Source organism: Janibacter endophyticus, assembly GCF_016888335.1.
GTDB classification, from domain to species: domain Bacteria; phylum Actinomycetota; class Actinomycetes; order Actinomycetales; family Dermatophilaceae; genus Marihabitans; species Marihabitans endophyticum.
In genome coordinates this window covers 1,032,160-1,046,860 of record NZ_JAFEJG010000004.1, presented here as the reverse complement: position 1 = coordinate 1,046,860, position 14,701 = coordinate 1,032,160, and the positions used below count along the sequence as shown (strand labels likewise).

Sequence of the window (14,701 nt, the reverse complement as noted above, 5' to 3'; positions counted from 1 at the left end):
TGCCGAGACGGTCACCCGGCATCCGGCTCCAGGACAGGTTGGGTAAGCCCCAGCGCGTTGGTCCAGAGCCGGGTGGCGGTCTCGACGAGATGTTCCACCTTGAGTGTGGGGTCGATGAGGTAGGCGCTGTGGGCCAGGCGACCGACCATTCCGGAGAGCGCCATCGCCGCGACCTCCGCGTCGACACCTCGGTCCGCCAGGCCACGGCGCTGGAGATCGCGGATCGCCTTTGCGTTGCGCTCGACGAAGGCCCTGTTGCGCGCCCGCCTCAGGGTCCGGAAGGCCGGGTCGACAGCGGCGACCTGGTCGAGAAGCTGCATGAGGCGCGCATTCTTCTTGTACGCGGCGAAGTACGCCGCGTTGCTCGCGGCGATGATCTCGACCGGGTCGTCGGTCGAGAGGACGCGGCCGATGCCGGGATGCAGCATGTCGTTCTGCGCCTCCTGGAGGACTGCCGCGAAGACCTCGTCCTTGCCGTCGAACCAGGTGTAGAAGCTCCCGATGGAGCAGCTGGCTTCCTGCGCGATGTCCACGAGGCGAGAGTCGAGATACCCATCGCGCTCGAAGACCTTCCGGGCAGCCGCCACCAACGCGTCGCGGGTGCGCTTGCCACGAGCCGTCGCCGGCTGGGTTCCCGTCCTGCTGGGGTCGACGAAGGACGGCATCTCCGGATCGTCAGCAGCCGGCGTGTTCGTGGTATTCACGGGGACAGCCTAGAGAGTTCCGTCAAGGACAGCGTGCGCGTACGCCACGATCCCGTCCACGGCCTCCGCCGGAAAATGCCCGCTCGCCGACACGTTGCGGGGCTCGTCGAGCTGTCGGCGGCGCACGCCCTCCATGATGATCGCGACCTTCCAGACACCGAGAGCATGCCAGAACGGGACCGCGGAGACGTCTCGGCCCGTGGCCGATGCGTAGGCCTGTACCAGCTCCTCCCTCGAGACGAAGCCGCTGACCTCGGATGCGTCGAACCGCAGCGTGGGCGGGTCACCGGCCTGCGGCCAGTAGGCCAGCAGGGTGCCGAGGTCGGCCAGCGGGTCGCCGAGGGTGGAGAGCTCCCAGTCGAGGACGGCCTGGATCGACGCGTCCGCCGGGTCGAAGATGACGTTGCGGAGGTGGCAGTCCCCGTGCACGAGGACGATCTCCGCCGGGTCGGGGGACCGCTCGCGAAGTCGAGCCGTCAGCCGGTCGAGCTCCGGGAGGTCTCGCGTACGGCTCTGCTCCCACTGCCCGGACCAGCGGCGGAGCTGGCGATCCGCGTAGGGCTTGTGGCTCGCGAGGTCTACGAGACCGGTCTTCTCGAGGTCGACCGCATGGATCTCGGCCAGCGCCCCGACGACAGCCGGCCCGAGCGCTCTCCGGACGCCGACGTCGAGGCGCACGGCGTCGGCTCGGGCGTCAAGGACGGCCCCTTCGACGAAGGACATGAGCATCACCGGGACGTCGGTCACGGCGGGGTCCTCGCACAGCCCGTGCACGGTAGGCACCGGCACGCCGGTGCCCTGCAGGGCGCTGAGGATCCGGTGCTCACGAGCCACGTCGTGCGCCGAGGCCAGGAGGTGGCCCAGGGGCGGACGGCGGAGCACCCACCGTCCACCCCCTTCGTCGGTCACCAGGTAGGTGAGGTTGGACTGGCCCAGCCCCACACGACGGAAGCCGAGGGGCGGTTCCACACCGATACCCAGACCCTCGATCCACCGAGCCATGGGCTCGACGTTCAGACCCTCCGCTGCGTTGACCTGGTCCGTGACCATGACGGGCTCCTCCTCTGCCTCGGACATCAGCTCTTCTTCTTGCCCCACTCCGGGCTGCGCCGACGGTACTCGCGACGCGCGATGATCATCTTGTGCACCTCGTCCGGGCCGTCGGCCAGTCGGAGCGTCCGCATGTGGGCATACCACTGGGCCAGGGGGAAGTCGTCGCTGACGCCGCCGCCGCCGTGCACCTGGATGGCCCGGTCGATGACCCGGAGGGCGACGTTCGGCGCCGCCACCTTGATCGCCGCAATCTCGGTGCGGGCCTGCTGGTTCCCGACGGTGTCCATGAGGTGCGCGGCCTTGAGCGTCAGCAGACGCGCCATCTCGATGTCGATGCGCGACTCGGCCACCCAGTCCTGGACGTTGGCCCGGTTCGCGACCGGCTCGCCGAAGGTGACCCGCGACTGGGCGCGGTCGATCATGAGGTCCAGGGCGCGCTCCGCGACACCGATCGCACGCATGCAGTGGTGGATCCGACCCGGACCCAGGCGGGCCTGGCTGATCATGAAGCCATCACCCTCACCGGCGAGCAACGCCGTCACCGGCACCCGCACGTCCTCGAAGAGCACCTCGGCGTGACCCTCACGGTCCTGGTACCCGAACACCGGCAGACCCCGCACCACCGTCACCCCAGGGGTGTCCAACGGAACCACCATCATCGACTGCTGACGATGTTTGGGAGCCGACGGGTCGGTCTTGCCCATGACGATGAGCACCTTGCAGTTCTTGTGCAACGCGTTCGAGGTCCACCACTTGCGACCGTTGATGACGTACTCGTCACCATCCCGCACCATCGAGGTCTCGATGTTCGTCGCATCCGAGCTGGCCACCGCAGGCTCGGTCATCGCGAACGCCGAGGCGATCTCACCAGCCAGCAACGGCTTGAGCCACTTCTCCTTGTGCTCATCGGTCCCGAACAACGTCAGGACCTCCATGTTCCCCGTGTCCGGCGCGTTGCAGTTGATCGCCTCCGGGGCCAGCTCCATGCTGCGACCAGTGATCTCCGCAAGATGGGCGTACTCGAGGTTCGTCAGCCCCGGACCCCACTCAGGATGCGGGTGGAAGAGGTTCCACAACCCCTGCTCCTTGGCCACCGCCTTGAGGTCCTCCAGCACCTGCGGGTGATGGTTCGGATCACCCGAGTCCACCATCTGCTGGTGGTACACGCTCTCCGCCGGGTACACGTGCTCATCCATGAAGGTGAGCAGCTTGGCGCGGTACTCCTGACCGCGCTCGCTGAGTTCAAACATCATGACCGTCCTTGTGTTGACTGTGCTGGGGCTGATGGGGCGGGGTCCGCGAGTGCTTCTCGGACAGCCGAGATCGTGGCTGCGCTGGTGCGATGGAGGACGCCGTGGATCCCGAGCCGGGCAGCTCCGGCGAGGTTGTGCTCGAGGTCGTCGACGAGGATGCACTGCTCGGGCCGCACCCCGAGGGCGTCGCTCGCCATCTCGTAGATCCGTCGCGACGGCTTGCGCACACCGACGTGGCCCGAGATCACCGCGGCGTCGAAGAGCTCGTCCATGTCGATCCGGGCGTAGCAGTCGCGGCCCAGCGAGTTGGAGACGAGCGCCACCGGCGTGCCTTCCCGGCGCAGGTCCCGCACCCACTCGATCATCGGCGGGTCGAGATCGAGGTGCGCCGCGATCCGTGCGAGCAGGCCGCGCGGGTCGACCTGAGCCCCGGCCTCGGACAGTGCGCTCGCGAAGGCGTCCTCGAACTCTTCGTCGTCGAGCCGCCCGCACTCGTGCTCCACCAGGGCCGCCCGGGCCACCTCGTGCGTCGACAGCGTCCGCAGCGCTGCCTCCCCGTCCAGCCCGAGGTCCTCGCTGAGCTGTCGGAACGCACCGGTGATCGGGAGCGTGAGCACGCCGCCGTAGTCGACGAGCACCGCCGAACGCCCGATCGGGGTGACCGCGCCTTCTCCCGCGGTCGCGACACCGACCGGCTTCCTCATGGACGCTCCCCTGCTTCTCGCTGTCTCGCCCTGCTGAGAGCAAGGTATACTTGAATTCAAGTTCACATTCAAGACCGAGAGCGGCCCCAATCCTGTTGACGACCTCCGGCATCACCCCTGTCGCGCCGCAGCACCTTGCACTCATGCTCGCGGTGCTCTTCGGCCTCACCGGCATGGGCAGCGCCGCGGTCGCCGTCTCCATCCCACCCTTGGCCGAGGGACTCGACTCCTCAATCGGCAGGACCACGCTCGTGGTGAGCTGCTACTCGCTCAGCCTGGCTGTCGGGTGCGCCGTCTTCGGGCGGCTGGGAGACATCTACGGGATCCGCACACCGCTGGTCGCCGGGATCGCGGTCATGGTCACGGCCGCCTGCGCCGGTGCCTTCGCCACGAGCCTGCCCGCCCTCGTCGGCGCGCGAGTGGTCCAGGGCCTGGGCGCCTCGGCGATACCCGCCCTCACCCTGGCCGCGATCCAGGGACGCTTCGCCGGACACGCCAGGGACCGCGCCATGGCCTCCTACGCAGGCATCGGCGCGACCGTCAACGTCATGGGACCTGTCATCGGCGCAGCTCTCGTCGGTCCGCTCGGATGGCGACCCGTCGTCGCCATCCCGATCGTCTCGCTGGCGCTGCTGCCCCTGGTGTGGCGCCACCTGCCCACGCACCGACAGCCGCACGTCACGCTGGACCTCCCCGGCGCGACGCTCGTGGCGCTCGCCGCGACGGGAGCCGTGCTCGCCCTGCAGGTCGCCAGCCTGGGACCAGCCGTCGCGCTCGCCGGGGGCGTCGCCTTCCTCGTCGCGGGGCCGTGGGTCGTCCTCCGGTCTCGCCGTCACCCCGACGGGATCATCCCCGCGGCGATGGTGAGGAGCATCCCCGCCCGGAAGAGCCTCATCACCGCCATCAGCCTCTCCTCGGCCTGGTTCGGCATGCTCGTGGCCATCCCCACCGCCCTTGCGGCAGCAGGCTGGTCCGGGATCCAGGTGGGCGCCCTCCTCCTGCCCGGCGCAGCGCTGGGGCTCGTGGCGTCGCGAATCACGTCACCGGCTCTCATCCGCCTCGGGGCCACCCGTAGCCAGCTCGTCTCGACCGCCGGGACGAGCTGCGCGCTCGCGATGGCCGCCCTGGGGAGCCACCTCGTCTCCCCTGCAGTCCTCATCGCGGCCACCCTCACCCTCATGCTGTCCTTCGGGCTGGGCCAGCCGGCCATGACCGGGCTCGTCGCAGACTCCGTCCCCGACCGCACCCGCGGCGCGGCCCTCGGCCTCCTGACCCTGGTCTTCCTGGCGGGAGGCAGCCTCGGGGCAGCCGCTGTCGGAGGTCTCGGTCCTGCCCTGGGAGAAGCGGGGGCGCTGCTGACCCTCGCCGGTCTCCCCCTCACCGGTGCCATGCTCTTCGCTCGGAGCGCCCTGCCGACCCCTTGACCTCGGTCAGAGCCACGCCTAGTTTATGAATCCAGATTCAAGTTAAGGAGAGTCGTGGGCAACGACCAGCAGGCCGAAGATCACATCCTCGTGAGCGCCACCGACGGGGTGGCCACGATCACCCTCAACCGACCTGAGCGACGCAACGCCATGTCGACGCCGATGATCGAGCGCCTCGGCGAGATGCTCGACGAGGCAGAGGCCGACCCCGCGGTCCGCGTGGTCGTCATCACCGGCGCCGGCCAGGCCTTCTGCGCCGGCGGAGACGTGCAGCAGTTTGACGCGGACGGTGGCGAGGGCAAGGGTGCCACCGAGGTCGACGACGCGCTCGTCGCAGACCAGCTCAGGCACCAGGAACTCACCGTCGGGAGGATCCACGCTCTCCGCAAGCCGGTGATCGCTTCTCTGCCCGGGGCCGCGGCGGGAGCAGGGCTCGGCTTCGCGCTGGCTGCGGACCTCCGCATCGGGACCCCCAAGACCCTCATGGCGACCGCCTTCACCGGCATCGCCCTCTCCGGCGACTTCGGCGTCGCGTGGCTGCTCGACCGGCTGGTCGGCCCCGCGAAGGCGCGCGAGCTGCTCATGCTCAACCCTCGCGTCGACGGGCAGACCTGCTTGGAGCTCGGGCTGCTCAACCAGCTCGTGCCCGAGGAGGACCTCGCCGAGGCGACACGCGCCCTGGCACAGCAGCTTGCCGCGGGTCCTGCGCTCGCCCTCTCCTACATCAAGGCCAACCTGCTCGAGGCGCCGGGCCAGACCCTCTCGGAGTCGATGCGCGCCGAGGTGCCGCGCCACAAGCAGTGCGGTCTGACCGATGATCACGTCGAGGCGGCCCGCGCCTTCGTCGAGAAGCGGCCGCCGGTCTTCGCCCACTGAGGCGAGCACCCCACCCGAAGGGGTGATTCTTCTTCTCTCGCAGAGGTTTCCGCATCAGACCGGCCGCGGCGGCTAGTCTCCGGAGCGTGGGCAACGCGCACGAACCCTTGGAGGACGTCCTCGCCGAGCAGGCCGACTCCGGCCTCGACGATGCACCCGACATCGACGTCGTCGGGGCGATCGCCGACATGGTGGCGCACCCGGAGTTCCCGTGCCTGGGCGCCCGGTCCGTCTTCCGCCGAGACGCCGCGACCGTCGTCGTCCTGGACGACCTCGAGAGCGAGCTGAGCCGCACGGAGCTCTCGCGGGCCTTGGCGGAGTACGGCCGGGCCGCGGACCCCACGGGCGCGTTCGTCTCCTTCGTCGCGGTCTTTCGCGGTCCGCAGATCCGCGACGAGGTGCACTTCGAGCGGCTGCTGTGGGACCTGCTCCAGCGCCTCCACGACGAGGACGAGGAGCCCTGGGCCCACGGGGTCGACGACGACCCGGACAAGGCTCACTTCGCCTACAGCCATGCCGGGGTTGCCTACTTCATCGTCGGGCTCCACCCCCAGGCATCACGCATCGCCCGGCGCGCGCCCCTGCCGACCCTGGTCTTCAATCTCCACGAGCAGTTCGAGCTCCTCCGCGGGGAGGGCAGCTTCGAGCGCATGCGCGACACCATCCGCCGCCGGGACGCGGCCCTGCAGGGCGAGGTCAACCCGATGGCGCAGGACCACGGCGAGAGCTCCGAGGCCCGCCAGTACGCCGGGCGGCGGGTCGAGGACGACTGGGCGGCACCCTTCGCGACGAGAGGCGACACGTGAGACAGCGACCCCGGACCCCTTCGCCCGACCTGCGCCCGCCCTACGCGGGTGGAGCCGACGGTCCCGCGGAGGGTTTCACCCGACTCGACCCGCAGACCGGCACCGGCCTGCGGCTGCCGAAGGGGGCGACACTCACCCTCGTCGACCCGTGCGGCGAGCAGGTGAGCGACCTCTTCCTCTTCGCCGACGACGGGGTCGAGCGCGGCGACGAGTGGTTCTCCAGCGGGCGCACGACGGACTACGCGAACTCGATCTACGTCGGCCCCGGCGGGCGGCTGTGGAGCAACCGGTCGCGGGTGCTCGCGACGATCGTCGAGGACACCGTCGGCGTGCACGACCTCACGCTGACGCCGTGCAGCCAGGACACCTTCGACATCCTCTACCCCGACCTCGGCGGCGCGGAGCACCCGAGCTGCTTCGCCAACCTCGTCGGTGCCTTCAAGGCCTACGGCATCTCACCGGACCGGATCTCGACGACGCTCAACGTCTTCATGGACGTGTGGACCGACCTCGACGGCGAGCTGCACATCGATCCGCCACCGACCGTGCCGGGTGATCGGTTCGCCGTCCAGGCCGAGGTCGACCTACTCGTAGGCATCACCGCGTGCTCGGCGGAGAAGTCCAACAACGGTCGCTGCACGCCGATCGACTACCGGGTCGCCGCCCCCTGAGTCCTCAGCCCTCCGGCGACCCGGCGTCGAGGATCGCGTGCGCGTGCCGGGCGAGCACGTCGACGACCTCGGCCGGGAAGTGACCGCTCGCCGAGAGGTTGCGCTCGTCGTCGAGCTGGCGACGGCGCACTCCCTCGAGGATGATCGCAATCTTCCACACCCCCAGGGCGTGCCAGAAGGGCACCGCACTGACGTCTCGCCCGGTGATCCGGGCGTAGTGGGCTGCGAGCTCGTCACGCGCGGCGAAACCGGGCACGGTGGTGGCGCTGAAGCTCTCTGCCAGCGGCTCCCCCGGGCTGGCCCAGTAGGCGAGCAACGTACCGATGTCCGCGATCGGGTCGCCGAGGGTGGACAGCTCCCAGTCGAGGACCGCGCGGATGCTCGCGTCCTGCGGGTCGATGATCATGTTCCGCAGGTGCCCGTCGCCGTGGACGAGGGTGATCTCGCTCGACCCGGGGTCGAGCTCGGTGAGACGTCGGGTGAGGTCGTCGAGCACGGGCAGCTCACGGGTCTTCGACTTCTCCCACTGGCCGGACCACCGCCGCAGCTGCCGAACCCCATAGGGGCTGTGGCTGCCGAGATCGCTCAGCCCGACGCGGTCGAGTTCGACGGCGTGGATGCTCGCGAGCGCCTCGACAAGCCTGAATCCGACCTCGCGACGCTGAGGCTCCGGGATCCGCTCGGAGTCGCTGCTGTCGTTGAGAACCGCCCCGTCGACGAAGTCGACGACCATGACGGGGACGTCGGTGACCGACGGGTCCTCGCACAGCCCGCGAACCGTCGGGACTGGGACGCCGGTGCCCTGGAGGGCGCTGAGGATCCGGTGCTCCCGGGCGACGTCGTGGGCCGAGGCGAGGATCCTGCCGAGGGGCGGACGACGGAGGACCCAGCGGGACCCCCCGTCATCCGTGGCGAGGAAGGTGAGGTTGGACTGCCCCAGACCCACCCGCTCGAAGGCGATCGGCCGGGAACCGATGCCCTGGCTCTCCATCCATTCGGCCATGGCCGCGGTGTCGAGCCCCTGGATCTCGGTCATCGACCCTCTCCCTTCGCCGGCATCCGGCCGGTCTCGACTGCGCGACGGCGGATCTCCTGGCGCGCGATAGTCATCCGGTGCACCTCGTCCGGGCCGTCCGCCAGGCGCAGCGTACGCACACCCGCGTACATCTTCGCCAGGGGGAAGTCGTCGCTGACGCCGCCACCGCCGAAGATCTGGATGGCCCGGTCGACGACTCTCGTGGCGACGTTCGGTGCAACGACCTTGATCGCCGCGATCTCGATGCGCGCGTGCTTGTTGCCGACGGTGTCCATGAGGTGCGCGGCCTTGAGCGTCAGCAGACGCGCCATCTCGATCTCCATGCGCGACTCGGCGATGACGTCCTGGACGTTCGGGCGGTCGATGAGAGGACCCCCGAAGGCTTCACGCTCCGTCGCCCGGTCGATCATGAGGTCCAGGGCGCGCTCCGCGACACCGATCGCACGCATGCAGTGGTGGATCCGACCCGGACCCAGGCGGGCCTGGCTGATCATGAAGCCATCACCCTCACCGGCGAGCAACGCCGTCACCGGCACCCGCACGTCCTCGAAGAGCACCTCGGCGTGACCCTCACGGTCCTGGTACCCGAACACCGGCAGACCCCGCACCACCGTCACCCCAGGGGTGTCCAACGGAACCACCATCATCGACTGCTGACGATGTTTGGGAGCCGACGGGTCGGTCTTGCCCATGACGATGAGCACCTTGCAGTTCTTGTGCAACGCGTTCGAGGTCCACCACTTGCGACCGTTGATGACATACTCGTCACCATCCCGCACCATCGAGGTCTCGATGTTCGTCGCATCCGAGCTGGCCACCGCAGGCTCGGTCATCGCGAACGCCGAGGCAATCTCACCAGCCAGCAACGGCTTGAGCCACTTCTCCTTGTGCTCATCGGTCCCGAACAACGTCAGGACCTCCATGTTCCCCGTGTCCGGCGCGTTGCAGTTGATCGCCTCCGGGGCCAGCTCCATGCTGCGACCAGTGATCTCCGCAAGATGGGCGTACTCGAGGTTCGTCAGCCCCGGACCCCACTCAGGATGCGGGTGGAAGAGGTTCCACAACCCCTGCTCCTTGGCCACCGCCTTGAGGTCCTCCAGCACCTGCGGGTGATGGTTCGGATCACCCGAGTCCACCATCTGCTGGTGGTACACGCTCTCCGCCGGGTACACGTGCTCATCCATGAAGGTGAGCAGCTTGGCGCGGTACTCCTCGCCACGCTCGGTCATCGCAAACACTGCACTGCCCCTTCGTCGTTGATGCGTCGTCACTGACGACAATACCTGAATCCAGATTCAAGTTCTAGTTTGCGGGCCATCTCCGCTGCTCAACGGCTAGGCCTCCAGCGCAACTCCCCTGCGTTCAGGCAGGAGCACGAAGGCCGCGATCGCGGCGACGACGAAGGCCGCTGCGAAGAGGCCGAAGACGAGTGCCTCTCCGCCACCTCGCTCGAGGAGGAAGGGCACCGACAGCGGGGCGAGGATCGAGGCGATCCGGCCGAAGCCCGCCGCGGCCCCCGCGCCCGTCCCGCGCATCACCGTCGGGTAGATCTCCGGGGTGATCGCGTAGAGCGCGCCCCACGCCCCGAGGTTGAAGAAGCTCAGCGCGCACCCGGCCGCGATGATCGCCACGTCGTTGCCCGCCTGCCCGAAGAACCACGCAGACACCGCCGAGCCGACGAGGAAGGTGGCCAGCGTCGCCCGTCGTCCCCAGATCTCGATGAGGACCGCCGAGACGAGGTACCCGGGCAGCTGGGCGAGCGTGATGATCAGCGTGAACTGGAAGGACTTCGTGATGTCGAAGCCCTGCGCCACGAGCAGCGACGGGATCCAGATGAAGGCGCCGTAGTACGAGAAGTTCACGCAGAACCACACGATCCAGATGCCTGCGGTCCGCCGCGCGTGACCGTCGCGCCACAGGTCCGCGGCGGGCGCGACCGGCGACTCGGGCAGCTCACGGGAGGGCACGGGCGGCACCCCGGCTGCCTCCTCGAACTCGCGGACCACCCGCTCGGCCTCCTCGTCACGCCCCCTTCGCTCGAGGAAGTGGACCGACTCCGGCAGCCCGAAGCGCACGACGACTGCGTAGAGGGCCGGGACCAGACCGAGCGCCAGTCCCCAGCGCCAGCCGTCATCCCCCTTCGGCACGACGTAGAAGCCGATCACCGCGGCGAGGATCCAGCCGAAGGCCCAGAAGGACTCCAGCGCCACCACGAGGCGACCGCGGATCTTCGTCGGCGAGAGCTCGCTGACCAGGGTCGACGCCACCGGCAGCTCGGCGCCGAGGCCGAGGCCGACGAGGAAGCGCAGGACGAGGAAGACCGCGAGACCCCCGGCCAGCGCAGAGGCGCCCGTCGCCAGCCCGTAGACGACGAGCGTCGCGGCAAAGACCGTCCGCCGCCCGAAACGGTCCGAGAGACGCCCGCCGAAGGTCGCACCGAGCGCCATCCCGATGAAGCCGATCGTCACGACCCACGAGCGCTCCGCCGTGCTGAGGTCCCACTGCTGCGCCAGGACGACGAGGACGAAGGAGATGAGCCCCACGTCCATCGCGTCGAGCGCCCAGCCGGTGCCCGAGCCGAGGAGCAGCTTGGTGTGCTTGCGCGTGTAGGGCAGACGGCCGAGCCGCTCAGGGCGTGTCAGCGCGTCAGGCGCGGGATCGAGGTCGACGGGGCGCATGGTGTCCTTCGGTCACGGAGGGTCGGATGCAGTCTGCCCGGTCCGGCGACCGGAGGGACCGGGCCACTCGCGACCCCGCGTCTACCCTCTCCGCTAGACGCCCAGGTACGCCTTCTGTACCGCCGGGTCGTCGGCCAGCTGCTCCGCAGGGCCGGACAGGACCACACGCCCCTCGGAGAGCACGTAGGCGCTGGAGGCGATCTGCAGCGCCGATCGCGCGTTCTGCTCGGCCAGGACCACGCCGATCCCCTCCCGGTTGATGCCCACGATCGCGGCGAAAACCTGCTGGGTGATGAGGGGGGCCAGGCCCATGGACGGCTCATCGAGGATCAGCATCTTGGGGTCCGACATGAGAGCCCGCCCGATCGCCACCATCTGCTGCTGCCCACCGGACAGGGACCCGGCCGGCTGGTTGCTCTTGTCCCGAAGGATGGGGAACATCTCGTAGTTCCGCTCGAGGAGCGACTGCACCCGCGCCTTCTGCCGGCGGTTCGAGTAGGCACCCAGCAAGAGGTTCTTCTCGACCGACATGCGAGGGAAGAGGTGCCGCCCCTCCGGGCAGTGCGCCAACCCCTTGCGGACCATGGCTGCCGTGCTGCTCCGGGTCGTGTCCTCTCCGGCAAACTCGATACGGCCCGCGGTCGGCCGGAGGACGCCGCTGATGGTCCGGAAGAGCGTCGACTTGCCCGACCCGTTCGCGCCGAGGACGACGGTCAGCTCTCCTTCCGGCGCGGTGATGTCGACGGAGTGCAGGACGTCCCCTGCGCCATATCCGGCGCTCAGGCCCGAGACGGTGATCATCAGTGTGCTCCTGCCGCGCCCGCGTCGGCACCGAGGTAGGCCTCGATGACCAGCGGGTCCTTCTTGATCTGGTCGGGAGTGCCGGCTGCGATGCGCTGCCCATGGTCGAGCACGACGATGTGGTCGGCCAGGTTCATGATCATCGACATCTTGTGCTCGACGATGCAGACCGTGATGCCACGGGCCACGATCCGTCGGAACAGGTCGGCGAAGGCGACGGTCTCCTCGTCGTTGACCCCTGCCGCAGGCTCGTCCAGGAGCAGGAGCCGCGGCTCGGTGGCCAGGGCCAGGGCGATCGACACCCGCCGCTGCGCCTCCTGCGGGAGGGTCGATGCGATCTCGTCACGCAGGTGGGCCGCACCGACGAACTCCAGCTCCTGCATAGATCTCTCGAGGCTGAGCTTCTCGTCCCGCCGGTGCCGGGGCGTGTGAAGGACGGCATCGATCGCGTTGGACCTCGACCGGACCACGCAGCCGGCGCGCACGTTGTCGAGCACGGTGGCATCGTCGAACAGGTGGGTGGTCTGGAAGGTCCGGGCGATGCCGGCACGCACCGTCTGGTGAGGCTTCTTACCCGTGATGTCGTCGCCTGCGAACGTCACCGTGCCGGCGGTCGGCCGGTAGAAGCCGGCCAGCAGGTTGAACAGCGTCGACTTGCCGGCCCCATTGGGGCCGATGATCGCCGTGATCTGCCCTTCAGGGACGTCAAGATCAACATCCTTGACCGCATCGAGGCCGCCGAATCGCTTCCCGAGCCCTCGTACCTGCAGCAGCATCAGCGCACCTCTTCCGGTGTGTGGGGGCTGACGGGGACGCCATCAGCGGGACCCTGTTCCTGCTCGTGGCCTCGTCCCTTTCGGCGGGTGAACAGCTCGTTGAGGTATCCCACGATGCCCTTGGGCGCGAAGATCACGAGCAGGACGATGATCGGGCCGAGGACGATGAACCGATAGGACTGGAGGTCCTGCAGCACCTCGAAGAGGATGGCGACGATCAGGCTGCCCACGAGGGGACCCATCACCGTGCCCATCCCGCCGATGAGGAGGAACAGCAAGAACTCGAACGTCAGGTCGACGGCCGTGGAGTCCGGCCCGATGAACCCGTTGAGCGAGGCGAACAACCCACCCGCCAGTCCTGCGACACCTGCCGAGGCGGTGAACGCGAGCTGCTTGCTCACGGCGACGTTCACGCCGATGGACTTCGCCAGGTCTTCCGACGTCCGGACGGCCACCAGCGACCGGCCGGCGTTGGAGCGGAGGAGCGCGTGGGTCGCATAGATGGCCCCCACGAGGAAGAGTAGGACCAGGTAGTACAGGATCACCGGGTCGGTGAAGTCAAGGGGTCCGATGTTCTCGGGGAGCTTGATCCCGCTCACGCCCGAGTGGGCGTGGGTCACGGACTCCCACCGTGTGGCGATGATGAAGATCAGGAAGCCGAGGGCCATCGTGAAGATGGCGAAGTACGACCCCTGAGTCCGGAGGGCGATCAGACCGGAGAGGTATCCGATGACGGTCGTGCCGACGATGGCCAGCACGAACGACGACCAGAACGTCCAGTCGTAGTCGGTCGTGAGCAACCCGACGACGTACGCGCCGATGCCGAAGAATCCACCATGGGCCAAAGAGAGCTGGCCGGTCAGACCGAGGATGATGTTCATACCGTAGGCCGCGATCGCGTAGATCGCAGCCGTGGTGAGGACGCGCACCAGGTACGGCTGATCGCTGAGGAAGAGCGGGGACAGCACGAGCGCAAGGATCATCAGCGCTGCGCCGATCAACCGGGGGTGGATCCTGGTCATCATCGCTGGTTCACCGCCCCGAACAGACCTGTGGGCTTGATGGCGAGCACGCCCATGAGCACGATGAAGATCGCGGCCTCACCGGCCGCCACCGAGATGTACGTCGACGCCATAAGCTCGGCGATGGCGATTGCGAACCCTCCGATGATCGCTCCGGGGAGGGAGCCCAGGCCACCGAGGACGATGATCGCGAAGACGACGAGGTTCAGCGAGGTACCCATCGCCGGCGAGAGCAGCTGGATCGGCGCGACCAGGCCCGCCGAGACCGCGACCAGGCCGAAGGAGACCGCGAAGGTCACCATCGAGACGACGCTGGGGTTGATCCCGACCAGTGCGGAACCGGTCCGGTCCTGCTCGACGGCCTCGATCGCCTGCCCGTGCACCGACCGCTTGAGGAACAACGTCAGGGCGATGAGGACGACGACGGCCGTGATGATGATGATGATGCGCTGCGCGGAGATCTGCGCCCCGAGGACCGTCACCCGCCCGGCGAAGGGCGAGTCCATCCGAAGGAAGCCGGTACCCCACGTCTCCTCGACCAACGAGACGAGGAAGAACATCACCCCGACCGTGGCGATCATGTGATGCGTATGCGGTGCGTTACGCAAAGGGTGGAAGATCAGCCGTTCGAACACGACACCCAGGACCGCCAGAATGGCCGCCGCGACGAGTATCGCCGCGATGTACGGGAGTCCCACCGTGACGAGCATCGAGTACGTGATGTATGCGCCGAGCATGTAGAGCGCGCCATGAGCCAGGTTGGGGAAGCCCAGCACGCCGAAGACGAGGGTCAGGCCGACGGCGGCCAGGCAGTAGATACCGCCCAGCGCCAGGCCGTTGATCAGCTGTTGAATGAAGAGTGTCACCCGTCACCCCTTGAGGACGTCGACTGGTCGT

At 68.5% G+C, this 14,701-nt stretch carries 15 protein-coding genes; 4 read left to right on the top strand and 11 right to left on the bottom strand.

Annotated features, from left to right (window positions below; translation table 11 throughout):
* Window positions 1-11: 11 nt before the first annotated feature.
* From JNO54_RS05080 to JNO54_RS05065, 4 genes are read right to left on the bottom strand one after another with little or no spacing between them, the layout of a single operon-like run.
* Complete coding sequence (locus tag JNO54_RS05080; protein WP_307818067.1) at window positions 12-704, bottom strand: TetR/AcrR family transcriptional regulator; 693 nt, start codon at window positions 702-704, stop codon at window positions 12-14.
* A gap of 9 nt (window positions 705-713) precedes the next feature.
* Window positions 714-1,781: a phosphotransferase family protein gene (locus tag JNO54_RS05075; RefSeq protein WP_233703185.1), complete on the bottom strand. Its 1,068-nt coding sequence runs from the start codon at window positions 1,779-1,781 to the stop codon at window positions 714-716.
* Window positions 1,781-3,007 carry an acyl-CoA dehydrogenase family protein gene (locus JNO54_RS05070; protein WP_204144556.1) on the bottom strand — a complete coding sequence of 409 codons (1,227 nt, stop codon included), beginning with the start codon at window positions 3,005-3,007 and terminating at the stop codon, window positions 1,781-1,783. The genes JNO54_RS05075 and JNO54_RS05070 overlap by 1 nt, the downstream gene beginning before the upstream one ends.
* On the bottom strand, window positions 3,007-3,714 hold the full coding sequence (locus JNO54_RS05065) for an HAD family hydrolase (protein WP_204142922.1): 708 nt from the start codon (window positions 3,712-3,714) through the stop codon (window positions 3,007-3,009). Before JNO54_RS05065 ends, JNO54_RS05070 begins: the two co-directional genes overlap by 1 nt.
* A gap of 143 nt (window positions 3,715-3,857) precedes the next feature.
* On the opposite strand from JNO54_RS05065, the gene JNO54_RS05060 reads away from it, so the two are divergent.
* From JNO54_RS05060 to JNO54_RS05045, 4 genes are all read left to right on the top strand, one after another.
* Entirely contained in the window at window positions 3,858-5,138 is a 1,281-nt protein-coding gene (locus JNO54_RS05060; protein ID WP_233703184.1) for an MFS transporter, read from the top strand.
* Between the two features lie 54 nt (window positions 5,139-5,192).
* Window positions 5,193-6,014 carry an enoyl-CoA hydratase-related protein gene (locus JNO54_RS05055; RefSeq protein ID WP_204142921.1) on the top strand — a complete coding sequence of 274 codons (822 nt, stop codon included), beginning with the start codon at window positions 5,193-5,195 and terminating at the stop codon, window positions 6,012-6,014.
* A gap of 86 nt (window positions 6,015-6,100) precedes the next feature.
* A complete protein-coding gene (gene gntA / locus JNO54_RS05050) occupies window positions 6,101-6,820 on the top strand; it encodes a guanitoxin biosynthesis heme-dependent pre-guanitoxin N-hydroxylase GntA (protein WP_204142920.1) in 720 nt (239 codons plus the stop codon).
* Window positions 6,817-7,491, top strand: a complete 675-nt coding sequence (locus JNO54_RS05045; RefSeq protein ID WP_204142919.1) for a DUF1989 domain-containing protein — start codon at window positions 6,817-6,819, stop codon at window positions 7,489-7,491. The genes gntA and JNO54_RS05045 overlap by 4 nt, the downstream gene beginning before the upstream one ends.
* A 4-nt stretch (window positions 7,492-7,495) precedes the next feature.
* On the opposite strand, the gene JNO54_RS05040 is transcribed toward JNO54_RS05045, so the two are convergent.
* The 7 genes from JNO54_RS05040 to JNO54_RS05010 all read right to left on the bottom strand — a co-directional run bounded on the left by JNO54_RS05040 (window position 7,496) and on the right by JNO54_RS05010 (window position 14,670).
* Window positions 7,496-8,527, bottom strand: coding sequence for a phosphotransferase family protein (locus tag JNO54_RS05040; RefSeq protein WP_204142918.1), 1,032 nt, complete (start codon window positions 8,525-8,527; stop codon window positions 7,496-7,498).
* Window positions 8,524-9,756, bottom strand: coding sequence for an acyl-CoA dehydrogenase family protein (locus JNO54_RS05035; RefSeq protein ID WP_233703183.1), 1,233 nt, complete (start codon window positions 9,754-9,756; stop codon window positions 8,524-8,526). Before JNO54_RS05035 ends, JNO54_RS05040 begins: the two co-directional genes overlap by 4 nt.
* Window positions 9,757-9,861: 105 nt before the next feature.
* Complete coding sequence (locus tag JNO54_RS05030; protein ID WP_204142916.1) at window positions 9,862-11,205, bottom strand: MFS transporter; 1,344 nt, start codon at window positions 11,203-11,205, stop codon at window positions 9,862-9,864.
* A 93-nt stretch (window positions 11,206-11,298) separates the two neighbouring features.
* The gene (locus tag JNO54_RS05025; RefSeq protein ID WP_204142915.1) at window positions 11,299-12,006 is read right to left on the bottom strand and encodes an ABC transporter ATP-binding protein; all 708 of its coding nucleotides are present in this window, start codon (window positions 12,004-12,006) and stop codon (window positions 11,299-11,301) included.
* Window positions 12,006-12,782 (bottom strand): ABC transporter ATP-binding protein, encoded by a 777-nt coding sequence (locus JNO54_RS05020; protein WP_204142914.1) that lies wholly within the window; start codon window positions 12,780-12,782, stop codon window positions 12,006-12,008. The genes JNO54_RS05025 and JNO54_RS05020 overlap by 1 nt, the downstream gene beginning before the upstream one ends.
* Complete coding sequence (locus tag JNO54_RS05015; RefSeq protein ID WP_204142913.1) at window positions 12,782-13,804, bottom strand: branched-chain amino acid ABC transporter permease; 1,023 nt, start codon at window positions 13,802-13,804, stop codon at window positions 12,782-12,784. The genes JNO54_RS05020 and JNO54_RS05015 overlap by 1 nt, the downstream gene beginning before the upstream one ends.
* Window positions 13,804-14,670, bottom strand: coding sequence for a branched-chain amino acid ABC transporter permease (locus tag JNO54_RS05010; protein WP_204142912.1), 867 nt, complete (start codon window positions 14,668-14,670; stop codon window positions 13,804-13,806). The genes JNO54_RS05015 and JNO54_RS05010 overlap by 1 nt, the downstream gene beginning before the upstream one ends.
* Between the last annotated feature and the right edge of the window lie 31 nt (window positions 14,671-14,701).